The following is a 22,166-nucleotide window of genomic DNA, read 5'->3' on the forward strand; positions in this document are numbered from 1 at the left end:
GAGGCATACCCAAGCCCCCCCTCGTCTGCTAGGCTCCCGCCCCTGCACCATCGCCCGCCTTTATATATGAGACCCCTCGCGTGCCCGACGCCATTTTGCGCCTCGCCCTGCCCTCGCCCCTGCGCCGCCTGTTCGATTACCGGGCTCCGGTCGGCGTGCTGCGGGCGCAGTTGCAGCCGGGCATGCGTGTGCGTGTGCCATTTGGGCGGCGGGAGATGATCGGCATCCTGGTGGAAGTTACCGATCACAGCGAAGTGCCCGCCGAAAAGCTCAAGCCCGCCATAGCCATCCTCGACACCACGCCACCGCTGCCGCCCGAGCTGTTCAAGCTGTGCCTGTGGACCGCGCAGTATTACCAGCACAGCTTGGGCGACACCTTGAGCTGGGCGCTGCCGGTGCTACTGCGCCAGGGTGAACTGGCCGAAGCGCGCCAGGAACGTTTCTGGTCGATGGTGCCCGGCGCGCGGCTCGACGACCCGCGTATCGCCCGCGCCCCGCGCCAGCGTGAAGCCCTGGCCACCTTGGCCCAGCACCCCCACGGCGTCGCCCATCAGCTATTAAGCAAGTTGATGCTGAGCAAGGACAGCCTCGACCTGCTGCTGGCCAAGGGCCTGGTGCAGGTGGAAATCCGCAAGCACGCCCCAGACCCGCGCCACGAACACTGGCTGGCCCAGCCGGAATTGCCGCTGAACCCTGAGCAACGCGCCGCATACGAGGCGATCCGCGCCGGGTTCGACAGTTTCCACGCCTTCCTGCTGGCTGGGGTCACGGGCAGCGGCAAGACCGAAGTGTATTTGCAACTGATCCGCGAAACCCTGCAGGCCGGCAAGCAGGCGCTGGTGCTGATCCCGGAGATCAACCTGGGCCCACAGACCCTGGCGCGTTTCGAGCAACGCTTCAACGCCCGCATCGCCCTGGTGCACTCGGCGGTCAATGACCGTGAGCGCCTGGAGTCGTGGCTGGCGGCGCGGGACGGCGAGGCCGACATCATTATCGGCACCCGTTCGGCGCTGTTCACGCCGATGAAAAACCCTGGGCTGATCATCATCGACGAGGAGCACGACGGCTCCTATAAACAGCAGGAAGGCCTGCGCTACCACGCACGCGACCTGGCGCTGGTGCGCGCACGCCAGGAAGACATTCCGATTGTACTGGGCTCGGCAACACCCTCCCTGGAAAGCCTGCACAACGCCTACACCGGCCGTTACGGGCTGCTACGACTGAACGAACGCGCCGGCGGCGCCAAGCAACCGCGCTTCTTGCGCCTGGACGTGAAAAGTCGCCCGCTGGACAGCGGTATTTCCGGGCCGATGCAACAGGCGATCGGCCAGACCCTCGCCGCCGGCCAGCAGGTCCTGGTGTTTCTCAATCGCCGTGGTTTTGCCCCGACGCTGCTGTGCCATGACTGCGGTTGGATGTCCGGATGCGAGCGCTGCGATGCGCGCATGACCGTGCACCAGCGCCACGGTGAACTGCGTTGCCACCACTGCGGCCACGTAGAACGGGTGCCACGCCACTGCCCGCAGTGCGGCAAGGTGGACCTGCGCCCGGTGGGGGCCGGCACCGAGCGCGCCGAAGAGCGCCTGGGCATTCTGTTTCCGGATTACCCGGTGCTGCGGGTAGACCGCGACAGCACGTCACGCAAAGACGCCATGAACCAGCTGTTTACCACCATCCAGAAAGGCCAGCCGTGCATCCTGGTGGGCACGCAGATGCTCGCCAAGGGGCATCACTTCCCACGGGTGACCCTGGTGTCGATCCTGGATGCCGACGGCGGGCTGTTCTCCGGGGATTTCCGCGCCAGCGAACGCATGGCGCAGTTGATCGTGCAGGTGGCAGGTCGGGCCGGGCGGGCCGAAGAGCCGGGCAAGGTGATTATCCAGACGCACTTGGCCGACCACCCGCTGCTGATTCAACTGACAGAACAAGGTTACTTTGCCTTCGCCGAGCAGGCCTTGAGTGAACGCCGTGCGGCTGGCCTGCCGCCCTTCGCGCACCTGGCGTTGCTACGCGCCGAAGCCCACAAGCCGGGCCAGGCCGAAGGGTTTCTCGATGAAGCCTGCAGCGTTGCCGAACGTTTGCTCGGTGAACTGGGCTTGAGTGGCATCGAGCTACTCGGCCCGGTGCCCGCGCCTATGGAACGTCGCGCCGGACGTTATCGCGCTCAGCTACTCTTGCAGGCAACCTCGCGTGCGCCGCTGCATCGACTATTAAGTAGCTGGATGCTTGAGCTGGAGCAAATGCCGAGCGGCCGGCAAGTGCGATGGTCGCTGGATGTGGACCCGGTAGACCTGTACTGATCCACAAACCACTGTAGGAGCGAGCTTGCTCGCGAAAAACTCCAGAGCTGCGCGTTAAACCAGAAAGCCCGCGTTATCGTTAACGATTTTCGCGAGCAAGCTCGCTCCTACAGACCTTAAAACGCTCCACAGGTCCGGAACGGTTGGCAAGCCCGCCCTCGCCACGGATAATGCCCAGTTTTTCCACCTGCGCATCGCGCACCGCCGCTTGCGGTCGAAAGAGAACACCATGAAAGACACCATTCGCCAGCTGATCCAACAAGCCCTCACCCAACTCGTCAACGAAGGTGTGTTGCCTGAAGGCCTGTCGCCGGCGATCCAGGTGGAGAACACCCGCGACAAGACCCATGGCGACTTCGCCAGCAATATCGCGATGATGCTGTCCAAGCCGGCCGGCATGAAACCGCGCGACCTGGCGGAAAAAATCATTGCCGCGCTGCCGGCCGACGAGAGTGTGACCAAGGCCGAAATCGCCGGCCCTGGCTTCATCAACTTCTTCCAGAACACCCAGGCCCTGGCGTCGCGCCTGGACGCGGCCCTGGCCGACGCCAGGATCGGCGTGCGCAAGGCCGGCCCGCTGCAGCGCGTGGCCATTGACCTGTCGGCACCGAACCTGGCCAAGGAAATGCACGTTGGCCACCTGCGCTCCACCATCATCGGCGACGGCGTGGCACGGGTGCTGGAATTCCTCGGCGACACCGTGATCCGTCAGAACCACGTAGGCGACTGGGGCACCCAGTTCGGCATGCTGATGGCCTACCTGCAGGAAAACCCGATCACCAGCAACGAGCTGTCGGACCTGGAAAACTTCTACCGCGCCGCCAAGAAGCGTTTCGACGAATCCGAAGAATTCGCCGACCGCGCCCGCGGCCTGGTGGTCAAGCTGCAGGCCGGTGACAAGGAATGCCTGGAGCTGTGGTCGCGCTTCCGTGACATCTCGCTGTCCCACTGCCAGGAAATCTACGAGCTGCTCAACGTCAAACTGACCATGGCCGACGTGATGGGCGAAAGCGCCTACAACGACGACCTGATCAACGTGGTCAACGACCTCAAGGCCAAGGGCCTGCTGGTCGAGAGCAACGGCGCGCAGTGCGTGTTCCTCGAAGAATTCAAGACCGCCGACGGCGAGCCGCTGCCGGTGATCATCGTCAAGGCCGATGGCGGTTACCTCTACGCCACCACCGACCTGGCCGCCGTGCGCTACCGCAGCGGCGTGCTCAAGGCCGACCGTGCGCTGTACTTTGTTGACCAGCGCCAGGCCCTGCACTTCCAGCAAGTGTTCGAAGTGGCCCGTCGCGCCGGTTTCGTCACCCACCCGATGCACATGGAACACATGGGCTTCGGCACCATGAACGGCGCCGATGGCCGCCCGTTCAAGACCCGCGACGGCGGCACCGTAAAGCTGATCGACCTGCTGAACGAAGCCCAGGAACGCGCCTACAACCTGGTGAAGGAAAAGAACCCGGAGCTGGCCGAGGCCGACCTGCGCAACATCGCCCGCGTGGTAGGCATTGGCGCGGTGAAATACGCCGACCTGTCCAAGCACCGCACCAGCGACTACAGCTTCAACTTCGAACTGATGCTCAACTTCGAAGGCAACACCGCGCCGTACCTGCTGTACGCCTACACCCGCGTGGCCGGTGTGTTCCGCAAGCTGGGCAAGGACTTCAGCGAAGTCGAAGGCCACATCGTGCTGGACGCCGCCCATGAACAGGAACTGGCCGCCAAGCTCGCGCAGTTCGGCGAAGTGCTGAACAGCGTGGGCGAGAAAGGCACACCGCATATCCTGTGCACCTATTTGTACGAAGTGGCCGGGTTGTTCTCCAGTTTCTACGAGAACTGCCCGATCCTCACCGCCGACGACGAAGCCCAGAAACAAAGTCGCCTGCGCCTCGCCGCCCTGGCTGGACGCACCCTCAAGCAAGGCCTGGAACTTTTGGGCCTGGAAACTCTGGAGCGTATGTAAGTTGGCTGCCAAGAAAAAACCTGCACCCAAGCGCGGCGCCAGTCGCTACCAGGCACCGGCGAAGCAACCTATCCCGGGGTGGTTGTGGATGGCCATCGGCCTCACGGTCGGCGCGTTTATCGTGTTCCTGATGAAGCTCGACCCGGGCAAGGGCGATGACGTCAAACGGGTCAAGCAAGAGCAGCAGAAGGCCACGAAAATGGCCGAAGCCAACAAGACTGCGCCGAGCCCGACGGCACCGGTGAAGCCGAAGTACGACTTCTATACCTTGCTGCCGGAATCGGAAGTGATCGTGCCACCTGACGCCGTGCCGGAGAAAACCCTGCCGACGCCACAAGTGCCGACCACGCCAGTGACCCCAGCGGAAGCGGCGAAAATCGACACGGCGCGTGCCCAGGCCGCGTTGGCCGGGATCACTCCTCCGCCAGCGCCGCCAGTGGCCGCCACCAAGGCCGCGCCGGTGACCAAGTTCTTCCTGCAGGCGGGCTCGTTCCCGAAACAAGCGGATGCCGATCGTGTGCGTGCGCAGATCATCCTGTTGGGCCAGGCGGTGACGGTTGAGTCCGGCACTGTGAAGGAAGCGACCTGGTATCGCGTACTGGTAGGGCCGTTCAGCAACCGTGAACAGCTGACCGTGGCGCAGAAACAATTGGCCGGGGCCGGGTTTAGCAACCTGTTGTTACAACAACGCCAGAGCCGCTGATTTCGAAGGCATAGCAGGGCTAATGTGGGAGGGGCTTGCCCCCGATAGCGGTGTATCAGTCAACCTATTCATTGGCTGACAGTCCGCAATCGGGAGCAAGCCCCCTCCCACATTTGGTTTTACGGTGTTCTTGAATAGGTGTCAGACCAATAAACACCACTCGTCCGCCGTCGCCCTCTACGCTTGAAATCATCTGCACCACCCCCATATCAGTTTCCATCAGGGCATTTTCGCCCCGCTGCGTGGAGACTCTCCCCTTGACCACCATCGTTTCAGTACGTCGCCACGGCAAAGTTGTCATGGGCGGCGACGGCCAGGTTTCCCTTGGCAACACCGTGATGAAAGGCAACGCGAAAAAAGTGCGCCGCCTGTACCACGGCCAAGTGCTTGCCGGCTTCGCAGGTGCTACCGCCGACGCCTTTACCCTCTTCGAACGCTTTGAAGGCCAGCTTGAGAAACACCAGGGCCACCTGGTACGCGCCGCTGTCGAACTTGCCAAAGAATGGCGCACCGACCGCTCCCTCAGCCGCCTGGAAGCCATGCTCGCCGTCGCGAACAAAGACGCTTCTTTGATCATCACCGGCAACGGTGACGTGGTTGAGCCCGAACATGGCCTGATCGCCATGGGTTCCGGCGGTGGCTACGCCCAAGCGGCGGCCAGTGCGCTGCTGAAGAAAACCGACCTGTCGGCCCGGGAAATCGTCGAGACTGCCCTGGGTATCGCCGGCGATATCTGCGTGTTCACCAACCACAACCAGACCATTGAGGAGCAGGACCTCGCCGAATAAGCCCTAGGCTTATTCCCGCTTGAGGCCGCCAGACACTATGTCCATGACCCCCCGCGAAATCGTCCATGAACTCAATCGCCATATCATCGGCCAGGACGATGCCAAGCGCGCCGTAGCCATCGCGCTGCGCAACCGCTGGCGCCGGATGCAACTGCCGGAAGAACTGCGCGTTGAAGTCACGCCAAAGAACATCCTGATGATCGGCCCGACCGGCGTGGGTAAAACCGAAATCGCCCGGCGCCTGGCCAAGTTGGCCAATGCGCCGTTCATCAAGGTCGAAGCGACCAAATTCACCGAAGTCGGCTATGTGGGCCGCGACGTCGAGTCGATCATTCGTGACCTGGCTGACGCCGCCCTGAAGATGCTGCGCGAACAGGAAGTGACCAAGGTCAGCCACCGCGCCGAAGACGCCGCTGAAGAACGTATCCTCGACGCCCTGCTGCCACCGGCACGCATGGGCTTCAACGAAGACGCCGCCCCGGCCTCGGATTCCAACACTCGCCAGCTGTTCCGCAAGCGCCTGCGTGAAGGCCAGCTGGATGACAAGGAAATCGAGATCGAAGTGGCCGAAGTGTCTGGCGTGGATATCTCCGCCCCGCCTGGCATGGAAGAAATGACCAGCCAGCTGCAGAACCTGTTCGCCAACATGGGCAAGGGCAAGAAGAAAAGCCGCAAGCTCAAGGTCAAGGAAGCGCTCAAGCTGGTGCGCGACGAAGAAGCCGGGCGCCTGGTCAATGAGGAAGAACTCAAGGCCAAGGCGCTGGAAGCAGTCGAGCAGCATGGCATCGTGTTTATCGACGAGATCGACAAGGTGGCCAAGCGCGGCAACTCCGGTGGCGTCGATGTGTCCCGCGAAGGCGTGCAGCGGGACCTGCTGCCGCTGATCGAGGGCTGCACCGTCAACACCAAGCTGGGCATGGTCAAGACTGACCACATCCTGTTTATCGCCTCCGGCGCCTTCCACCTGAGCAAGCCAAGCGACCTGGTGCCCGAGCTGCAAGGCCGCCTGCCGATTCGCGTGGAACTCAAGGCGCTGACCCCGGGCGACTTCGAGCGCATCCTCAGCGAACCTCACGCATCGCTCACCGAGCAGTACCGTGAGTTGCTGAAAACCGAGGGCCTGGGCATCGAGTTCCAGCCGGACGGTATCAAGCGCCTGGCGGAAATCGCCTGGCAGGTCAACGAGAAGACCGAGAACATCGGTGCCCGTCGCCTGCACACCTTGCTTGAGCGCCTGCTTGAGGAAGTGTCGTTCAGTGCCGGCGACATGGCCGGTGCGCAGAATGGCGAAGCGATCATGATCGATGCCGACTACGTCAACAGTCACCTGGGTGAATTGGCGCAGAACGAAGATCTGTCTCGTTATATCCTGTAAGCCTCACATAGAACTGCTTTGCTTCAAATGTGGGAGGGGGCTTGCCCCCGATTGCAGTGGGTCAGCTACAGATAAGCTGACTGATCCACCGCTATCGGGAGCAAGCCCCCTCCCACATTTTCAAGCCGGTTTATTCAGGAGCACCTCATATGGCCAAGTTTCCTACTGCTGTAAACCTGCACAAAACCTCCAACACCCTCGGCCTCACCTACGGGCCAGACGAAACCTATCAACTACCCGCCGAATTCCTGCGAGTGCATTCACCTTCCGCCGAGGTCCAGGGCCACGGCAAACCCATTCTGCAATTCGGCAAACTCAACGTGCGGTTGATCAAGCTGGAACCGGCCGGCCAGTACGCACTGAAATTGACCTTCGACGACGGCCATGACAGCGGGCTGTTCACCTGGGACTACCTCTACCAGTTGGCCGTACGTCAGGAGGCGCTGTGGGCCGACTACCTCGCCGAGCTCAAAGCGGCCGGAAAAACCCGCGACCCGAGTCAGTCGGTCGTGCGGCTGATGCTCTAGCCCAGGCGTCTTGCTGTTTAGAACGCATTTTCTAATTTCATCTGCTTGAATGCCCTGTCGCGTGGCCAATGATTGGCCCGCTTGCGAAAAAAAATAAACTCGGGTAACCAATGGAACTGGCAAGTTCCCTGCATTTGACGATGTGGTATCAACGGTCACCCGAGTCGCAGTACCAGGCTTGTGTTGTGTATCGAAATTGGGTGCACAGCGGTACCCGGTACTCGTCTTTCGGACAATGGAGCGTCGTAGATGAGTAACAAGAATAACGATGACTTGAAACGCCAGGCCTCGGAAAACACCCTGGGGCTGAACCCGATCATCGCGTTACGCAAAAAGGATTTATTGGCCTCGGCCAGGATGGTGCTGACCCAAGCCATCAAGCAACCGTTGCACAGCGTCAAGCACGTCGCCCATTTTGGCGTCGAATTGAAGAATGTGATGCTCGGCAAATCCCCACTGGTACCCGAGGGCGACGACCGTCGCTTCAACGACCCGGCCTGGAGCCAGAACCCGCTCTACAAACGTTATCTGCAGACTTACCTGGCGTGGCGCAAGGAACTTCACGACTGGATCGACGACAGCAACCTGTCGGCACACGACATCAGCCGCGGCCACTTCGTGATCAACCTGATGACCGAAGCCATGGCCCCCACCAACAGCGCGGCCAACCCGGCGGCGGTCAAACGCTTCTTTGAAACCGGCGGTAAAAGCCTGCTCGATGGCTTGTCCCACCTGGCCAAGGACATGGTGCACAACGGCGGCATGCCCAGCCAGGTCAACATGGGCGCCTTTGAAGTCGGCAAGACCCTGGGCACCAGCGAAGGCGCGGTGGTGTTTCGCAACGATGTGCTGGAGCTGATCCAGTACAAGCCCATCACCGAGCAGGTACACGAGCGCCCACTGCTGGTAGTGCCACCGCAAATCAACAAATTCTATGTATTCGACCTGTGCCCGGATAAGAGCCTGGCGCGCTTCTGCCTGCGCAATGGGCAACAGACTTTTATCATCAGTTGGCGCAACCCCACCAAGGCCCAGCGCGAATGGGGGCTGTCGACCTATATCGAGGCGCTCAAGGAAGCGGTCGATGTGGTCACGGCGATTACCGGTAGCAAGGACGTGAATATGCTCGCTGCCTGCTCCGGTGGCATCACCTGCACGGCGCTGCTGGGCCACTACGCGGCGCTGGGGGAGAAGAAGGTCAACGCCCTGACCCTGCTGGTAAGCGTGCTGGACACTACCCTGGATACCCAGGTGGCGCTGTTTGTGGACGAGCAGACGCTGGAAGCGGCCAAGCGCCATTCGTACCAGGCAGGCGTGCTGGAGGGCCGCGACATGGCCAAGGTATTCGCCTGGATGCGCCCCAACGACCTGATCTGGAACTACTGGGTCAATAATTACCTGCTGGGCAACGAGCCACCGGTGTTCGACATCCTGTTCTGGAACAACGACACCACACGCTTGCCGGCAGCGTTCCATGGCGACCTGATCGAACTGTTCAAGAACAACCCATTGGTACGCGCCAACGCCCTGGAAGTGTGCGGCACGCCCATCGACCTCAAGCAGGTCACCGCCGATATCTACTCCCTGGCCGGCACCAACGATCACATCACGCCGTGGCAGTCCTGCTACAAGTCGGCGCAATTGTTTGGCGGCAAGGTGGAGTTTGTGCTGTCCAGCAGCGGGCATATCCAGAGCATACTCAACCCACCGGGCAACCCCAAGGCGCGCTACCAGACCGGCGAAGGCCTGGCGGGCAAGCCGCTTGAGTGGCAGGAAAATGCGACCAAGCACACCGATTCATGGTGGTTGCATTGGCAAGTGTGGCAGGCGGAGCGGGCGGGCAAATTGAAAAAAGCACCGGCGACATTAGGCAATAAAACCTATGCCGCAGCCGAAGCGGCGCCAGGTACCTATGTACATGAGCGGTAGATTGGAGCGTATTCCTCCTGTAACACTTCACAGGGCTTGAGCATGCCGCAACCGTTCATCTTCCGTACCATCGACCTGGATGGCCAGACCATCCGCACGGCGGTACGCCCGGGCAAGCCTCACTTGACGCCGTTGCTGATTTTCAACGGCATTGGCGCCAACCTTGAGTTGGTGTTTCCGTTCGTCCAGGCCTTGGACCCGGATCTGGAAGTGATCGCCTTCGACGTGCCCGGTGTCGGTGGTTCATCGACGCCTAAGCGACCTTATCGCTTCCCTGGCCTGGCCAAACTTACCGCACGCATGCTCGATTACCTCGACTACGGCCAGGTGAACGCGGTGGGTGTGTCCTGGGGCGGGGCGCTGGCGCAGCAGTTCGCCTATGACTACCCGGAACGCTGCAAGAAGCTGATCCTGGCGGCGACGGCTGCCGGGGCCTTTATGGTGCCGGGCAAACCGAAAGTGCTGTGGCTGATGGCCAGCCCCCGGCGCTATATCCAGCCATCCCACGTGGTGCGCATTGCACCGATGATTTATGGCGGTTCGTTTCGCCGCGATTCGAACCTGGCCGCCGAACACGCGAGCAAAGTACGCTCGGCCGGCAAGCTGGGTTACTACTGGCAGCTGTTCGCCGGGGTGGGCTGGACCAGCATTCATTGGCTGCACAAGATCCGCCAGCCCACCCTGGTGCTGGCCGGGGACGATGACCCGCTGATCCCGCTGATCAACATGCGCCTGCTCGCCTGGCGTATTCCCAACGCGCAGTTGCACATCATCGATGATGGCCACCTGTTCCTGATCACTCGGGCCGAAGCCGTGGCGCCGATCATCATGAAGTTTCTCGAGGAGGAGCGCCTGCGCGCCGTGATACATCCGCGCCCGGCGGTGTGAAGGACCACACCACCGCGCAACTTGCCAGGAACCGACTATGGTTCTGAATTGGCGTGCCTGTTGTTGCCTTGACGAAGGAGTGTTGGCTCATGCGAGAAAGACCCGTGACGAACCCGGCGCCCACCCCTGCTGCGTTCATCAATGCACAAAATGCGATCACCGGTCTCAGGGGGCGGGATCTGCTGTCGACCCTGCGCAGCGTGGCCGCCCATGGTTTGCGCAACCCTGTGCATACCGCCCGTCATGCCCTGGCGCTGGGCGGCCAACTGGGCCGCGTGCTGCTGGGTGAAACCGTGCATGAACCCAACCCCAGGGACAGTCGCTTCACAGACCCCACCTGGACGCTCAACCCACTGTACCGGCGCAGCTTGCAGGCCTATCTGAGCTGGCAGAAACAGACGCGTCACTGGATCGATGACAGTAGCCTGAACGCCGATGACCGGGCCCGCGCGCACTTCGCTTTTTCCCTGCTCAACGATGCAGTCTCACCCTCCAACACCCTGCTCAACCCGCTGGCGATCAAAGAACTGCTCAACTCCGGCGGTAACAGCGTAGTGCGCGGCGTGAGCAACTTGTTCGAAGACCTGCTGCACAACAATGGGCTGCCGCGCCAGGTCAGCAAGCACGCCTTCGAAGTCGGCAAGACGGTGGCGACCACGCCCGGCTCGGTGGTGTTTCGCAACGAGCTGCTGGAACTGATCCAGTACAAGCCCATGAGCGAAAAACAGTACGCCAAGCCGCTGCTGGTGGTGCCGCCGCAAATCAACAAGTACTACATCTTCGACCTGAGCCCGGCTAACAGCTTTGTGCAGTACGCGCTGAAAAACGGGCTGCAGACGTTCATGGTCAGTTGGCGCAACCCGGACGTGCGCCATCGTGAATGGGGCCTGTCCACCTACGTAGCGGCGCTGGAAGAAGCACTCAACGTGTGCCGGGCGATCACCGGCGCCCGCGAGGTCAACCTGATGGGCGCCTGCGCCGGTGGCCTGACCATCGCCGCCCTGCAAGGCCACCTGCAAGCCAAGCGCCAGTTGCGGCGCATCTCCAGCGCCAGTTACCTGGTAAGCCTGCTGGACAGCCAGATCGACAGCCCGGCTACTTTGTTCGCGGATGAGCAAACCCTGGAGGCCGCCAAGCGCCGCTCCTACCAGCAAGGCGTGCTGGACGGCCGCGACATGGCCAAGGTGTTTGCCTGGATGCGCCCCAACGACCTGATCTGGAGCTACTGGATCAACAATTACCTGCTGGGCAAGGAGCCGCCGGCCTTCGACATCCTGTACTGGAACAACGACAACACGCGCCTGCCCGCCGCCTTGCACGGCGACCTGCTGGACTTCTTCAAGCACAACCCCCTGAGCCACCCCGGCGGGCTGGAGGTGTGCGGCACACCTATCGACTTGCGCAAGGTCACGGTGGACAGCTTCAGCGTGGCCGGGATCAACGACCACATCACGCCGTGGGACGCGGTGTATCGCTCCACCCAACTGCTGGGCGGCGAGCGGCGCTTTGTGCTGTCCAACAGCGGGCATATCCAGAGCATCCTCAACCCGCCGGGCAACCCCAAGGCCAACTACGTCGAAAACCTCAAGCTGAGCAGCGACCCGCGCGCCTGGTACTACGACGCTCATCACGTCGAAGGCAGTTGGTGGCCGCAGTGGCTGGAGTGGATCCAGCAGCGCTCGGGCGTACAACGCGAAACCCTCACCGCCCTGGGCAACCAGAATTACCCACCGATGGAAGCAGCGCCGGGCACTTACGTGCGAGTGCGTTGAGCTCAACGATCAGATTAAGAAGACTGGATGAAGACGCGCGACCGTATCCTTGAATGTGCCCTGCAGTTGTTCAACCACAAGGGCGAGCCGAACGTGTCGACCATGGAGGTGGCCAATGAAATGGGGATCAGCCCCGGCAACCTCTACTACCACTTCCACGGCAAGGAGCCGTTGGTGCTCGGGCTGTTCGAGCGCTTTCAATGCGAGTTGGCGCCCTTGCTCGACCCTCCCGCCGATGCGCAACTGGAGGCCGAGGATTACTGGCTGTTCCTGCACCTGATTGTCGAGCGCATGGCCCACTACCGGTTTCTGTTCCAGGACCTGTCGAACCTGGCCGGGCGTTTGCCGAAACTGGCCAAGGGCATTCGAAGCCTGCTTACGGCGCTTAAACGAACACTGGCATCATTGCTTGCGCGGTTGAAAGCATCGGGGCAGTTGGTCAGTGGCACCCAGGCGCTGGGGCAACTGGTGGAGCAGATCACCCTGACGTTGCTGTTTTCCCTGGATTACCAGCGGATTCTCGACCGTGAGGGCGAGGTGCAGGTGGTGGTTTACCAGATCATAATGCTGGTGGCGCCGCATCTGCTGCCGACGGCGCGGCAGGCGACCGAGCGGTTTGCACTCAAATACCTGGATAACACCGATTAAAAATGGGGTGTGGATAAAACCACCCTAAAAAAAAGCCCGACCTCTGCAGGCCGGGCATTTTTTTGTCCTCGGACAATCAGGACTGACTGGATGGCGTCGGCGTTACCGGCGTAGCAGTCGAGGTAGCAGCCGTGTGGGACGGTGCGGACACCGAATTGGCTGTGGAAGCAGCCGGTGCTGCCGCCGTTGCTGGCTTGGCGGCCGCGGCTGGCTTTGGCGCTGCTGGCTTTTTCACAACCGCAGGCTTTTTGGCTACGGCAGGTTTGGCCGCCGGCTTGGCTGCTACAGGCTTGGCTGCTGGTTTCGCAGCGGCTGGCTTGGCTGCTGGTTTGGCCGCAGCGGGTTTAGCGGCAGGTTTTGCAGCGACCTTGGCAGCCGGTTTAGCCGCAGGTTTCGCGGCTGCTTTAGCGGCCACTGGCTTAGCGGCAGGCTTGGTGGCTGGTTTGGCGGCAGCAGTTTTAGCGGCAGGCTTGGCAGCCGGTTTTGCAGCAGGCTTGGCTGGAGCCTTGGCCGCTGGTTTAGCAGCCGGCTTGGCGGCAGCTTTAACCAGAGGCTTGGCAGCCGTTTTAGCAGCGGGTTTTGCAGCCGCAGTTTTAGCCGCGGGCTTGGCTGCTGGTTTTGCAGCAGGCTTTGCTGCCGCAGTCTTCGCTGGAGCCACTTTGGCGCCAGTGAGTTTTTCGATTTGCTTGGTCAGGGTATCGACCTTGCTGTGCAGCGTTTTCAACTCAGCCTTGCTCGGCACGCCCAGTCGCGAAATAGCACTGTTGAGGCGTTTGTCGAAAGTTTCTTCCAACTTGCCCCACGTATCAGAAATGCTCGACTTGGCGGAACCCGCACTGGCCTTGGCAGCTTCTACTTTTTTACCAACCGTGCTCTTGGTCAACTTCTCGGCCTTCTCGCCGTCTTTAACCAATGTCTCGAAGAGTTTGCTGCCGTCACTGTCGATCTTCGAGTACACGCCTAAACCAGCGAGCCAGATTTTGCGGGAATATTCTTCAACTTTCCCGACCCACGAGCTGCCTTCTTTCTGAGTAGTCTTTTTAACAGCCATCCCGATGTCTCCTTAGTGTTTACGCGCGACACGTTCGAGCAATGCCGTCAGCTCTTCGAGCTTAGCAGAGAGTGTCTCCACGTCATGTTTAGACGCAATGCCGATCCGATTCAAGGCACTGCCGACACGAGTATCAAAAGCTTTTTCAACTTTATCCAGTTGAACTTCAACCAGGCCTTTGACGCTGGAGACGTTACTCTTTACTTGGTCAATCTGACTGTTGGCAGCATCAAGTTGTTCAACTACAACTTTTTTACCTTTACTTTCAACATGTTGACCGCTCTTTACCAGCTCCTTGAAGTACTCGCCGCCCTCGCTGCCGACCTTGGCATAGGCACCAAGACCTGCCAGCCAGATCTTGCGGGCATAGCTTTTAACCTCACTCAGGGTGATGGTCTGAATGTCGATTTTTTTCTTCAAAATAACTTTGGCCATGGTGCACCTCACGCAAAATAGGGTGGAGGACGGCCCGCAAGAGTTGAGGGCTTGGGCACAAAGTAGGGTTTAAAATTAGAATCGGCACCCTAAGAACACCAGCGTCAGGCCAGCGCTTTATCCAGGGCTTTCTCGATTTCGGACTTGATCGTGCCACTCATGGCCGACATCAACAGGCCAAGTTCCACATCAATGCGCAGTGAATCATCTGCCACTAACACCGTGCCTTTGACCCCCGACCGCTTGAGGTTCAGGGTGTCGCCCGACCATGAAGGCTCCAGGCCATATTGTTCCTTGAGTTTGTGCGCCAACTTCTCGGCCTTCGCCCGGGCGCCTTCCTTGCCCAGGGAATGTGCACGTTCAACGGTAATACGGGCCATTGCAATGACTCCTCTTTATAACGACTCAGAACACCTGCCATGCGGCAAAAGGTCTCGGTGAGCGCCTATCTTACCTTCAGCCTTGCCAAGACAAAGTAGACCTTGGGGATTATCATGTCCCGCATTCTCTTTTGGTGACAGCGATATGACTGATCAGCGCAAAGGCAGCGATGCCGAACCCACCACTCACTTCGGCTTCAAGAACGTCCCGGAAAGCCAGAAAGCGGAAAAAGTCGCTGAGGTGTTCCACTCCGTGGCGGCCAAGTACGACCTGATGAACGACGTGCTCTCCGGCGGCATGCACCGCCTGTGGAAGCGCTTCACCATCGAGTTGTCGGGCGTACGCACCGGCAACCGCGTGCTGGACATCGCCGGTGGCACGGGCGACCTGGCCGCCAAGTTCTCCAAGCTGGTTGGCCCGACCGGCCAGGTGGTATTGGCCGATATCAACGGTTCGATGCTCAAGGTTGGCCGCGATCGCCTGCTGGATAAAGGCGTGGCCGGCAATATCGAGTTCGTCCAGGCCGACGCTGAGAAGCTGCCGTTCCCAGACAACCATTTCGACTGCGTGACCATCGCCTTCGGCCTGCGCAACGTCACCCACAAGGAAGACGCGATCCGCTCGATGCTGCGCGTCCTCAAGCCGGGTGGCCGCCTGTTGGTGCTGGAGTTCTCCAAGCCGACCAACGCACTGATGTCCAAGGTCTACGACACCTACTCGTTCGCCTTCATGCCGCTGATGGGCAAGCTGATCACCAATGACGCCGAAAGCTACCGCTACCTGGCCGAATCGATCCGCATGCACCCCGATCAGGAGACCCTGAAGTCGATGATGGTAGAGGCCGGTTTCGACCGCGTGACTTACCACAACATGACCTCCGGCATCGTCGCCCTGCACCGCGGTATCAAGCCCTGATGTTGCTGCAAGGCCTTCTCGCCAGCGTCGAACATGGCCTCAACCGTGTACTGCGCCTGGACAGCACCGCCCTGGCGCGGCTCGCGCACTTGACCGGCAAGGTGATTGCCGTCGACTGCCGTAGCCCCGCCGTGCAGCTGTTTATCCTGCCCAGCGATGAAGGCCTGCTGCTCGCTACTCAATGGGCCGCTGAAGCCGACTGCACCTTGCGTGCGCCGGCCTCGAGCCTGTTGCACCTGGCGCTGAGCCGCAACAAGACCGCTATCCTCCACAGCCCCGAGGTGGAGCTGGAAGGCGACAGCGCGGTGCTGATGGACCTGGCCGCCGTGCTGCAAGACCTGGAGCTGGACTGGGAGTACGAACTGTCACGCTGGATCGGCCCCGTCGCCACCCAGTTGATCAGCGGGCACCTGCGCAGCCGCACGCGCTGGTACCAGCAAGGTTTCGCCAGCCTCAACCAGAACCTCGCCGAATACCTGAGCGAAGAATCGCGCACCCTGGTCGGGCAACGGGAAGCGCAAGCGCGCTTTCGTGAACTCGACAAGGCCAAAATCGACCTGGAACGCCTCGAGGCCCGCTTCGAACGCCTGAGCCGTTCCCTTGATCCAAGCGATAACGCATGAAGCTGCTCGCCGTCCGCCGTTTGTTTCGTATCCAGCGCGTCGTAATCCGCTACCGCCTCGATGACCTGCTGTTTGCCCTGCCCCTGCCCTGGTTTCTGCTGGCGGTACGTTATGTGCTGCCGTGGCGCTGGTTCCCGCGCAAGCAGCTGGAGCTGAGCCGTGGTGCGCGCCTGCGCCTGGCGTTGCAGGACCTGGGGCCGATTTTTATCAAGTTCGGGCAGATCCTCTCGACCCGCCGCGACCTGCTGCCCGAAGACATCGCCGACGAGCTGATGCTGTTGCAGGACCGCGTGCCGCCATTCGACTCGCAACAGTCGATGGCGCTGATCGAAGCACAATTGGGCAAGAAGATCAGCGAGGTGTTCAGCCGCTTCGACGTCGAGCCGCTGGCCTCGGCCTCGGTCGCACAAGTACACGCCGCACAGCTCAAGACCGGCGAAGAAGTGGTGGTGAAGGTGATTCGCCCGGGCCTCAAGCCGATCATCGGCCAGGATCTGGCATGGCTGTTTGTCCTCGCACGCGCTGCCGAACGCTTCTCCGCCGATGCGCGCCTGCTGCACCCGGTGGACGTGGTCGCCGACTACGAAAAAACCATCTACGACGAACTCGACCTGCTGCGCGAGGCGGCGAACGCCAGCCAACTGCGGCGCAACTTCGAAGGCTCGCAGCTGCTCTATGTGCCACAAGTGTATTGGGACTGGTGCAGGCCCAAAGTGCTGGTGATGGAGCGCATCTACGGCGTGCAGGTCACCGACCTCGCCACCCTGGCCGACCAGCGCACTGACATGAAGATGCTCGCCGAGCGCGGTGTGGAGATCTTCTTCACCCAGGTGTTCCGCGACAGTTTCTTCCACGCCGACATGCACCCGGGCAACATCTTCGTCAGCACCGTCAACCCGTGGAGCCCGCAGTACATCGCAATCGACTGCGGCATCGTCGGCAGCCTGACCCCGGAAGACCAGGATTACCTGGCGCGCAACCTGTTTGCCTTCTTCAAGCGCGACTATCGCCGCGTGGCGCAGTTGCACATCGATTCTGGCTGGGTGCCGGCGGAAACCAAGCTCAACGAATTCGAAGCGGCGATCCGCACCGTGTGCGAGCCGATCTTTGAAAAACCGTTAAAAGATATTTCATTCGGCCAGGTGCTGATGCGCCTGTTCCAGACTGCGCGGCGCTTCAACATGGAAGTGCAGCCGCAGTTGGTACTGCTGCAGAAAACCCTGCTCAACATCGAGGGCCTGGGCCGCCAGCTGTACCCGGACCTTGACCTGTGGAACACCGCGCAGCCGTTCCTTGAACGCTGGATGCGCGAGCGGGTCAGCCCGAAAACCCTGCTGGGCAACCTGCACAGCCAGTTCGAACAATTGCCGCACCTGGCCAACATGACCCGCGACCTGCTGGAGCGCATGTCCCAGCCCCACGCCAAAGACCCCGCGCCGCCATGGCAAAAGCGCAAGGACGACTGGTTCCTGCGCCTGCTCGGCGCCGCGCACCTGGTGGGCGGTGTGATGCTAGCGATTGGCGGGCCATTGAACCAACTGGGCCACTGGCCGGCCGGGATCATGGTGGCCGTGGGCGTTTATCTGATCGTGCGTCGATAGCCAATCCGGTTATACACTGTCGCAAATTGCCGGAGCCGAACATGAAAGACTGGCTGGACGAGATAAAGTGGGACAGTGACGGCCTGGTGCCGGCCATTGCCCAGGACTACAAGACCGGGCGCGTGCTGATGATGGCCTGGATGAACCGCGAGGCCCTGAGCCTCACCGCCACTGAGCAGCGCGCCATCTATTGGTCACGTTCGCGTGGCAAACTGTGGCGCAAGGGCGAAGAGTCCGGGCATGTGCAGACCCTCCATGAGATGCGCCTGGACTGCGATGCCGACGTGGTGATCCTGATGGTCGAACAGATCGGTGGTATCGCCTGCCATACCGGGCGCCACAGCTGCTTTTATCGCGTGTTCGAGAACGGCGAATGGAAGGTCGTGGAACCGGTGCTCAAAGACCCGCACGCTATCTACTCGGCAGGACACTGAACATGAGCGATACCCTGAACCGTGTGGCCCAGGTACTGGAAGACCGTAAAGGCGCGGATGCCGACAGCTCTTACGTCGCCAGCCTGTACCACAAGGGTCTGAACAAGATTCTGGAAAAACTCGGCGAAGAATCCGTCGAGACCATCATTGCGGCCAAGGACGCGCAAATCAGCGGTGATTGCAGCGATGTAATCTATGAGACCGCCGACTTGTGGTTCCATAGCCTGGTCATGCTCGCCCAACTGGGGCAGCATCCACAGGCCGTGCTGGATGAACTGGACCGTCGCTTCGGCTTGTCCGGGCACGCCGAGAAGGCCTCGCGCCCGTCCGCCTGAATAACTAAGACTTGAGGATTTGCAGCATGGGCATTTTTGACTGGAAACACTGGATCGTCATTCTGGTAGTAGTGGTACTGGTGTTCGGCACCAAGAAACTCAAGAACCTCGGCACTGACGTCGGCGAGTCGATCAAGGGCTTTCGCAAGGCCATGAACGACGACGAAAAGCCAACCGAGCCGACGGCCAATCCGGTGCCACCGGCCCAGCCTGTGCACCCGCAGGCCGCCCAGCCGATCACCGAGCGTCGCACCTTCGACGTGCAGGCTGAAAAAGTCCAAGAGCCGACCCGCAAAGACTCGTGAGCACTGACTAATGTTTGGTATCAGCTTCTCTGAACTGCTGCTCGTCGGCCTGGTGGCCCTGCTGGTACTGGGGCCGGAACGCCTGCCCGGTGCCGCACGCACCGCCGGCCTGTGGATCGGGCGCCTGAAACGCAGTTTCAACGCGATCAAACAGGAAGTTGAACGGGAAATCGGCGCCGACGAGATCCGCCGGCAATTGCACAACGAACATATCCTGTCGTTGGAGCAAGAAGCGCGCAATATTCTTTCTCCGGTGCAAGAACCGGCCAAGCCGGTTACACCACCGGTGGTTGAGCACAGCATCGCGCCCGTGCCTGCCCCTGCTGCCGAGCCCGCCCCGACAGAGCCCGCGCCGACGCCCGACGCGTCGCCCGCGCCCCATGACCCTACATTGCCGCCGCGAGCCCCATGAGCGCTGATAAACCGGAAAACGACCAGCACATGCCGCTGGTCTCGCACCTCACCGAGCTGCGTACCCGCCTGCTGCGTTGCGTAGCGGCCATCTTCATCATTTTTGCCGGGCTGTTCGCCTTTACCCAGCAGATCTACACCTTCGTTTCCACGCCGTTGCGCCAATACCTGCCCGTCGGCGCGACGATGATCGCCACCGATGTGTCGTCGCCATTCCTGACGCCGTTGAAGCTGACCATGATGGTCTCGCTGTTCCTGGCGATCCCGGTGATCCTGCACCAGATCTGGGGCTTTATCGCCCCGGGCCTGTACAAGCATGAGAAGCGCATCGCCGTACCGTTGCTGGTGTCGAGCATTCTGCTGTTCTACACCGGCATGGCCTTCGCCTACTTCCTGGTGTTCCCGCTGATCTTCAAGTTCTTCGCCGCCGCCACCCCGGCCGGCGTAGAGATGATGACCGATATCACCAGCTACCTCGACTTCGTGATGACGTTGTTCTTTGCCTTCGGCGTGGCCTTCGAAATCCCGGTGGCCGTGGTGTTGCTGGTGTGGATCGGCGTGGTCGACGTCAAGTACCTGAAGAAGATCCGCCCGTACGTGATCATCGGCTGCTTCGTGGTCGGCATGATCCTCACGCCGCCGGATATCTTTTCCCAGACCTTGCTGGCCGTGCCGATGTGGATGTTGTTCGAAGTGGGCATCCTGTTCAGCGGCTTGATCAGCAAGCGTGGCGAACACCCGGACGACCAGACTGCCGACGACGACCAGCCGCCAGCGACCCAGCCGTGAACCTGCTGCTGCTGGAAGACGCCGACTTTATTGCGGCCGACCGGGTGGTGCTGCGTGATCGGCGCCTGGTGCATATGCAGGAAGTCCACCGCGCCGCCGTAGGCGACAACCTGCGCGTGGGCCGTATTGGCGGGCTGATGGGCAACGCCCAACTGCTGCGCCTGGACGCCGGTGAAGCGGAGCTGCAAGTCAGCTTCGACCAACCGCCGCCGCCAAAGCTGCCCTTGACCCTGCTGCTGGCCCTGCCCCGCCCGAAAATGCTGCGCCGGGTACTGCAAACCGTGGCGGCCATGGGCGTGCCGAAGGTGGTGCTGGTCAACAGTTACCGGGTGGAAAAAAGCTTCTGGCAAACCCCGTTCCTGGAGCCTGAAGCCGTCCGCGAGCAACTGATCCTCGGCCTGGAACAAGCGCGGGATACGATGCTGCCCGAGATCATTATCGAAAAACGCTTCAAGCCGTTTGTCGAAGACCGCCTGCCGGCCATGACCGCTGGCACCCTGGGCCTGATCGGCCATCCCGGCGATTACCCTGCTTGCCCACGCGGGTTGGATGAACCGGTGACGCTGGCGATTGGCCCGGAAGGTGGTTGGATTCCTTATGAGGTAGACCTGCTCTCCAAAGCCGGTTTACAACCAGTGCAGCTAGGCGCACGCATCCTGCGGGTCGAAACCGCCGTGACGGCCCTGCTCGCCCGACTGTTCTGATATCAAATACAAAAACACCGCAGCCTAAATGTGGGAGGGTGCTTGCCCCCCCCCCACATTGGATCTGTGGCGCTACAGAATCCTGCGCCCGTGCCGATAGCCTCTGAATAAATCCAAGCCTTGTTCCAGAGGAGTTCGCTGCATGTATCGTTGGTTAGCCGAGAAACTGGGGAATGTGAGCGTCAACCGCAAGCTGAGCGTTGGCTTTGGCCTGGTGTTGATCCTGACGCTGTTGATCACCTTTACCGGCTGGACAGGCCTGGGTGACGTGATCAGCCGCGGCGACAAGCTGGGCTTTATCTCCAGCCTCAGCGGCCTGACCAAAGACCTGCGCCTGGCGCGCCTGGACTTTGAAATGCGCCGTGGCGAACAAGGCACGGATGCGGTCAACGGTCTGCTCGGCCAACTGGACACTGGCCTGAAAACCGCCGCCGACCTGATCGAGCAACCTGACGATAAAGCCCTGGTCGAACAACAACTGGAAGCCTTGAACCAATACAAAAAGGCCTTCGCCGCCATGGTCCAGGCGGGCCTCAAGCGTGAGGGCGCCCGCAGCAAACTCGGCGACACCGCCGACAACGCCGTCGCCAAGATCAACGAGATTGAGAAAACCCTGCTGCAAGGCGACAGCGTCACCCAGTTCAATAGCGTGGTCGACCTGAGCAAGCTGATCCAGCAATCACGCTTTCAGGTACGCGGCTACACCTACAGCGGTAAAGTCGAAGCTGAACAGCCGGCCTTGGATGCCATCGACAACGCCCTGAAGAAAATCTCCGAACTGCAAGGCCAGTTGCCGGCGCCATACCAGACCAACCTTCAGGAAGCCGCTGTCTCACTGCAAGCCTACCGCGCTGCGGTCAGCCAGTATCGCGACGCCCAGGTCGCCAGCGCTGCGGCCCTGCAAACCATGATCGCCCAGGGCGATATCCTGCTGAGCCACAGTGAAAAACTCACCGTCTCCCAGACTGCCGTGCGTGACACCGATGCCGCGCAGGCCAAATACCTGTTGCTGCTCGCCACCGTGCTGGCGCTGATCTTCGGCATCGTCGCCGCCTGGGCCATTACCCGCCAAATCGTCATCCCTCTGAACCAGACCCTCAAAGTCGCCGAGCGCGTGGCCTCCGGCGACCTGAGCCACAACCTGGATTCCGGCCGCCAAGACGAATTGGGCCAACTGCAACGCGCCATGCAAAGCATGACCGTGGGCCTGCGTGAGTTGATCGGCGGTATCAGCGACGGCGTCACCCAGATCGCCAGCGCGGCCGAGCAGTTGTCCGCCGTTACCG

The 22,166-nt window shown here is 61.1% G+C and carries 22 protein-coding genes and 1 pseudogene; 20 read left to right on the plus strand and 3 right to left on the minus strand.

Going from position 1 to position 22,166, the window contains the following annotated elements; translation table 11 throughout:
* Positions 1-80: 80 nt before the first annotated feature.
* The 10 genes from FRT59_RS15160 to FRT59_RS15205 all read left to right on the plus strand — a co-directional run bounded on the left by FRT59_RS15160 (position 81) and on the right by FRT59_RS15205 (position 12,896).
* Entirely contained in the window at positions 81-2,300 is a 2,220-nt protein-coding gene (locus FRT59_RS15160; RefSeq protein ID WP_162524890.1) for a primosomal protein N', read from the plus strand.
* Positions 2,301-2,529: 229 nt separating this feature from the next.
* Positions 2,530-4,266, plus strand: coding sequence for an arginine--tRNA ligase (argS, locus tag FRT59_RS15165; protein ID WP_153838679.1), 1,737 nt, complete (start codon positions 2,530-2,532; stop codon positions 4,264-4,266).
* Between the two features lies 1 nt (position 4,267).
* Complete coding sequence (locus FRT59_RS15170; RefSeq protein WP_034117338.1) at positions 4,268-4,969, plus strand: SPOR domain-containing protein; 702 nt, start codon at positions 4,268-4,270, stop codon at positions 4,967-4,969.
* Positions 4,970-5,226: 257 nt separating this feature from the next.
* Positions 5,227-5,757, plus strand: a complete 531-nt coding sequence (gene hslV / locus FRT59_RS15175; protein WP_003171209.1) for an ATP-dependent protease subunit HslV — start codon at positions 5,227-5,229, stop codon at positions 5,755-5,757.
* Positions 5,758-5,794: 37 nt separating this feature from the next.
* A complete protein-coding gene (gene hslU / locus FRT59_RS15180) occupies positions 5,795-7,132 on the plus strand; it encodes an ATP-dependent protease ATPase subunit HslU (RefSeq protein WP_034117337.1) in 1,338 nt (445 codons plus the stop codon).
* A gap of 149 nt (positions 7,133-7,281) precedes the next feature.
* Complete coding sequence (locus FRT59_RS15185; protein WP_034117336.1) at positions 7,282-7,659, plus strand: gamma-butyrobetaine hydroxylase family protein; 378 nt, start codon at positions 7,282-7,284, stop codon at positions 7,657-7,659.
* A 249-nt stretch (positions 7,660-7,908) separates the two neighbouring features.
* Entirely contained in the window at positions 7,909-9,588 is a 1,680-nt protein-coding gene (phaC, locus tag FRT59_RS15190; protein WP_153838678.1) for a class II poly(R)-hydroxyalkanoic acid synthase, read from the plus strand.
* A gap of 42 nt (positions 9,589-9,630) precedes the next feature.
* Positions 9,631-10,476 (plus strand): poly(3-hydroxyalkanoate) depolymerase, encoded by an 846-nt coding sequence (gene phaZ / locus FRT59_RS15195; protein ID WP_034117334.1) that lies wholly within the window; start codon positions 9,631-9,633, stop codon positions 10,474-10,476.
* An 89-nt stretch (positions 10,477-10,565) separates the two neighbouring features.
* Complete coding sequence (phaC, locus tag FRT59_RS15200) at positions 10,566-12,248, plus strand: class II poly(R)-hydroxyalkanoic acid synthase (RefSeq protein WP_034117333.1); 1,683 nt, start codon at positions 10,566-10,568, stop codon at positions 12,246-12,248.
* A 27-nt stretch (positions 12,249-12,275) separates the two neighbouring features.
* Complete coding sequence (locus tag FRT59_RS15205; protein ID WP_153871582.1) at positions 12,276-12,896, plus strand: TetR/AcrR family transcriptional regulator; 621 nt, start codon at positions 12,276-12,278, stop codon at positions 12,894-12,896.
* 76 nt (positions 12,897-12,972) lie between these two features.
* On the opposite strand, the gene FRT59_RS15210 is transcribed toward FRT59_RS15205, so the two are convergent.
* From FRT59_RS15210 to FRT59_RS15220, 3 genes are all read right to left on the minus strand, one after another.
* Complete coding sequence (locus tag FRT59_RS15210) at positions 12,973-13,947, minus strand: phasin family protein (protein WP_153871583.1); 975 nt, start codon at positions 13,945-13,947, stop codon at positions 12,973-12,975.
* Between the two features lie 12 nt (positions 13,948-13,959).
* On the minus strand, positions 13,960-14,382 hold the full coding sequence (locus FRT59_RS15215; RefSeq protein WP_153871584.1) for a phasin family protein: 423 nt from the start codon (positions 14,380-14,382) through the stop codon (positions 13,960-13,962).
* A gap of 104 nt (positions 14,383-14,486) precedes the next feature.
* Positions 14,487-14,762, minus strand: coding sequence for a polyhydroxyalkanoic acid system family protein (locus FRT59_RS15220; RefSeq protein WP_053140503.1), 276 nt, complete (start codon positions 14,760-14,762; stop codon positions 14,487-14,489).
* Positions 14,763-14,907: 145 nt separating this feature from the next.
* On the opposite strand from FRT59_RS15220, the gene ubiE reads away from it, so the two are divergent.
* The 10 genes and pseudogenes from ubiE to FRT59_RS27545 all read left to right on the plus strand — a co-directional run.
* The gene (gene ubiE / locus FRT59_RS15225; protein WP_003171186.1) at positions 14,908-15,678 is read left to right on the plus strand and encodes a bifunctional demethylmenaquinone methyltransferase/2-methoxy-6-polyprenyl-1,4-benzoquinol methylase UbiE; all 771 of its coding nucleotides are present in this window, start codon (positions 14,908-14,910) and stop codon (positions 15,676-15,678) included.
* Complete coding sequence (locus FRT59_RS15230) at positions 15,678-16,301, plus strand: ubiquinone biosynthesis accessory factor UbiJ (protein ID WP_034117327.1); 624 nt, start codon at positions 15,678-15,680, stop codon at positions 16,299-16,301. The genes ubiE and FRT59_RS15230 overlap by 1 nt, the downstream gene beginning before the upstream one ends.
* Entirely contained in the window at positions 16,298-17,902 is a 1,605-nt protein-coding gene (gene ubiB, locus FRT59_RS15235) for a ubiquinone biosynthesis regulatory protein kinase UbiB (RefSeq protein WP_034117326.1), read from the plus strand. The genes FRT59_RS15230 and ubiB overlap by 4 nt, the downstream gene beginning before the upstream one ends.
* A gap of 41 nt (positions 17,903-17,943) precedes the next feature.
* Positions 17,944-18,336, plus strand: a complete 393-nt coding sequence (hisI, locus tag FRT59_RS15240; protein ID WP_034117325.1) for a phosphoribosyl-AMP cyclohydrolase — start codon at positions 17,944-17,946, stop codon at positions 18,334-18,336.
* A 2-nt stretch (positions 18,337-18,338) separates the two neighbouring features.
* The gene (locus FRT59_RS15245) at positions 18,339-18,671 is read left to right on the plus strand and encodes a phosphoribosyl-ATP diphosphatase (RefSeq protein WP_003209299.1); all 333 of its coding nucleotides are present in this window, start codon (positions 18,339-18,341) and stop codon (positions 18,669-18,671) included.
* A gap of 26 nt (positions 18,672-18,697) precedes the next feature.
* Positions 18,698-18,976: a twin-arginine translocase TatA/TatE family subunit gene (locus FRT59_RS15250; protein ID WP_034117324.1), complete on the plus strand. Its 279-nt coding sequence runs from the start codon at positions 18,698-18,700 to the stop codon at positions 18,974-18,976.
* A gap of 10 nt (positions 18,977-18,986) precedes the next feature.
* Positions 18,987-19,388: a Sec-independent protein translocase protein TatB gene (tatB, locus tag FRT59_RS15255; RefSeq protein WP_153838674.1), complete on the plus strand. Its 402-nt coding sequence runs from the start codon at positions 18,987-18,989 to the stop codon at positions 19,386-19,388.
* Positions 19,385-20,176 (plus strand): twin-arginine translocase subunit TatC, encoded by a 792-nt coding sequence (gene tatC / locus FRT59_RS15260; protein ID WP_153871585.1) that lies wholly within the window; start codon positions 19,385-19,387, stop codon positions 20,174-20,176. Before tatB ends, tatC begins: the two co-directional genes overlap by 4 nt.
* Complete coding sequence (locus FRT59_RS15265) at positions 20,173-20,880, plus strand: 16S rRNA (uracil(1498)-N(3))-methyltransferase (protein ID WP_198809699.1); 708 nt, start codon at positions 20,173-20,175, stop codon at positions 20,878-20,880. The genes tatC and FRT59_RS15265 overlap by 4 nt, the downstream gene beginning before the upstream one ends.
* A 142-nt stretch (positions 20,881-21,022) precedes the next feature.
* Positions 21,023-22,081 (plus strand): annotated as a pseudogene (locus FRT59_RS27545) (methyl-accepting chemotaxis protein); the annotation flags it as partial.
* Between the last annotated feature and the right edge of the window lie 85 nt (positions 22,082-22,166).

Source organism: Pseudomonas haemolytica (genome assembly GCF_009659625.1).
In the GTDB taxonomy this organism is placed as follows: domain Bacteria; phylum Pseudomonadota; class Gammaproteobacteria; order Pseudomonadales; family Pseudomonadaceae; genus Aquipseudomonas; species Aquipseudomonas haemolytica.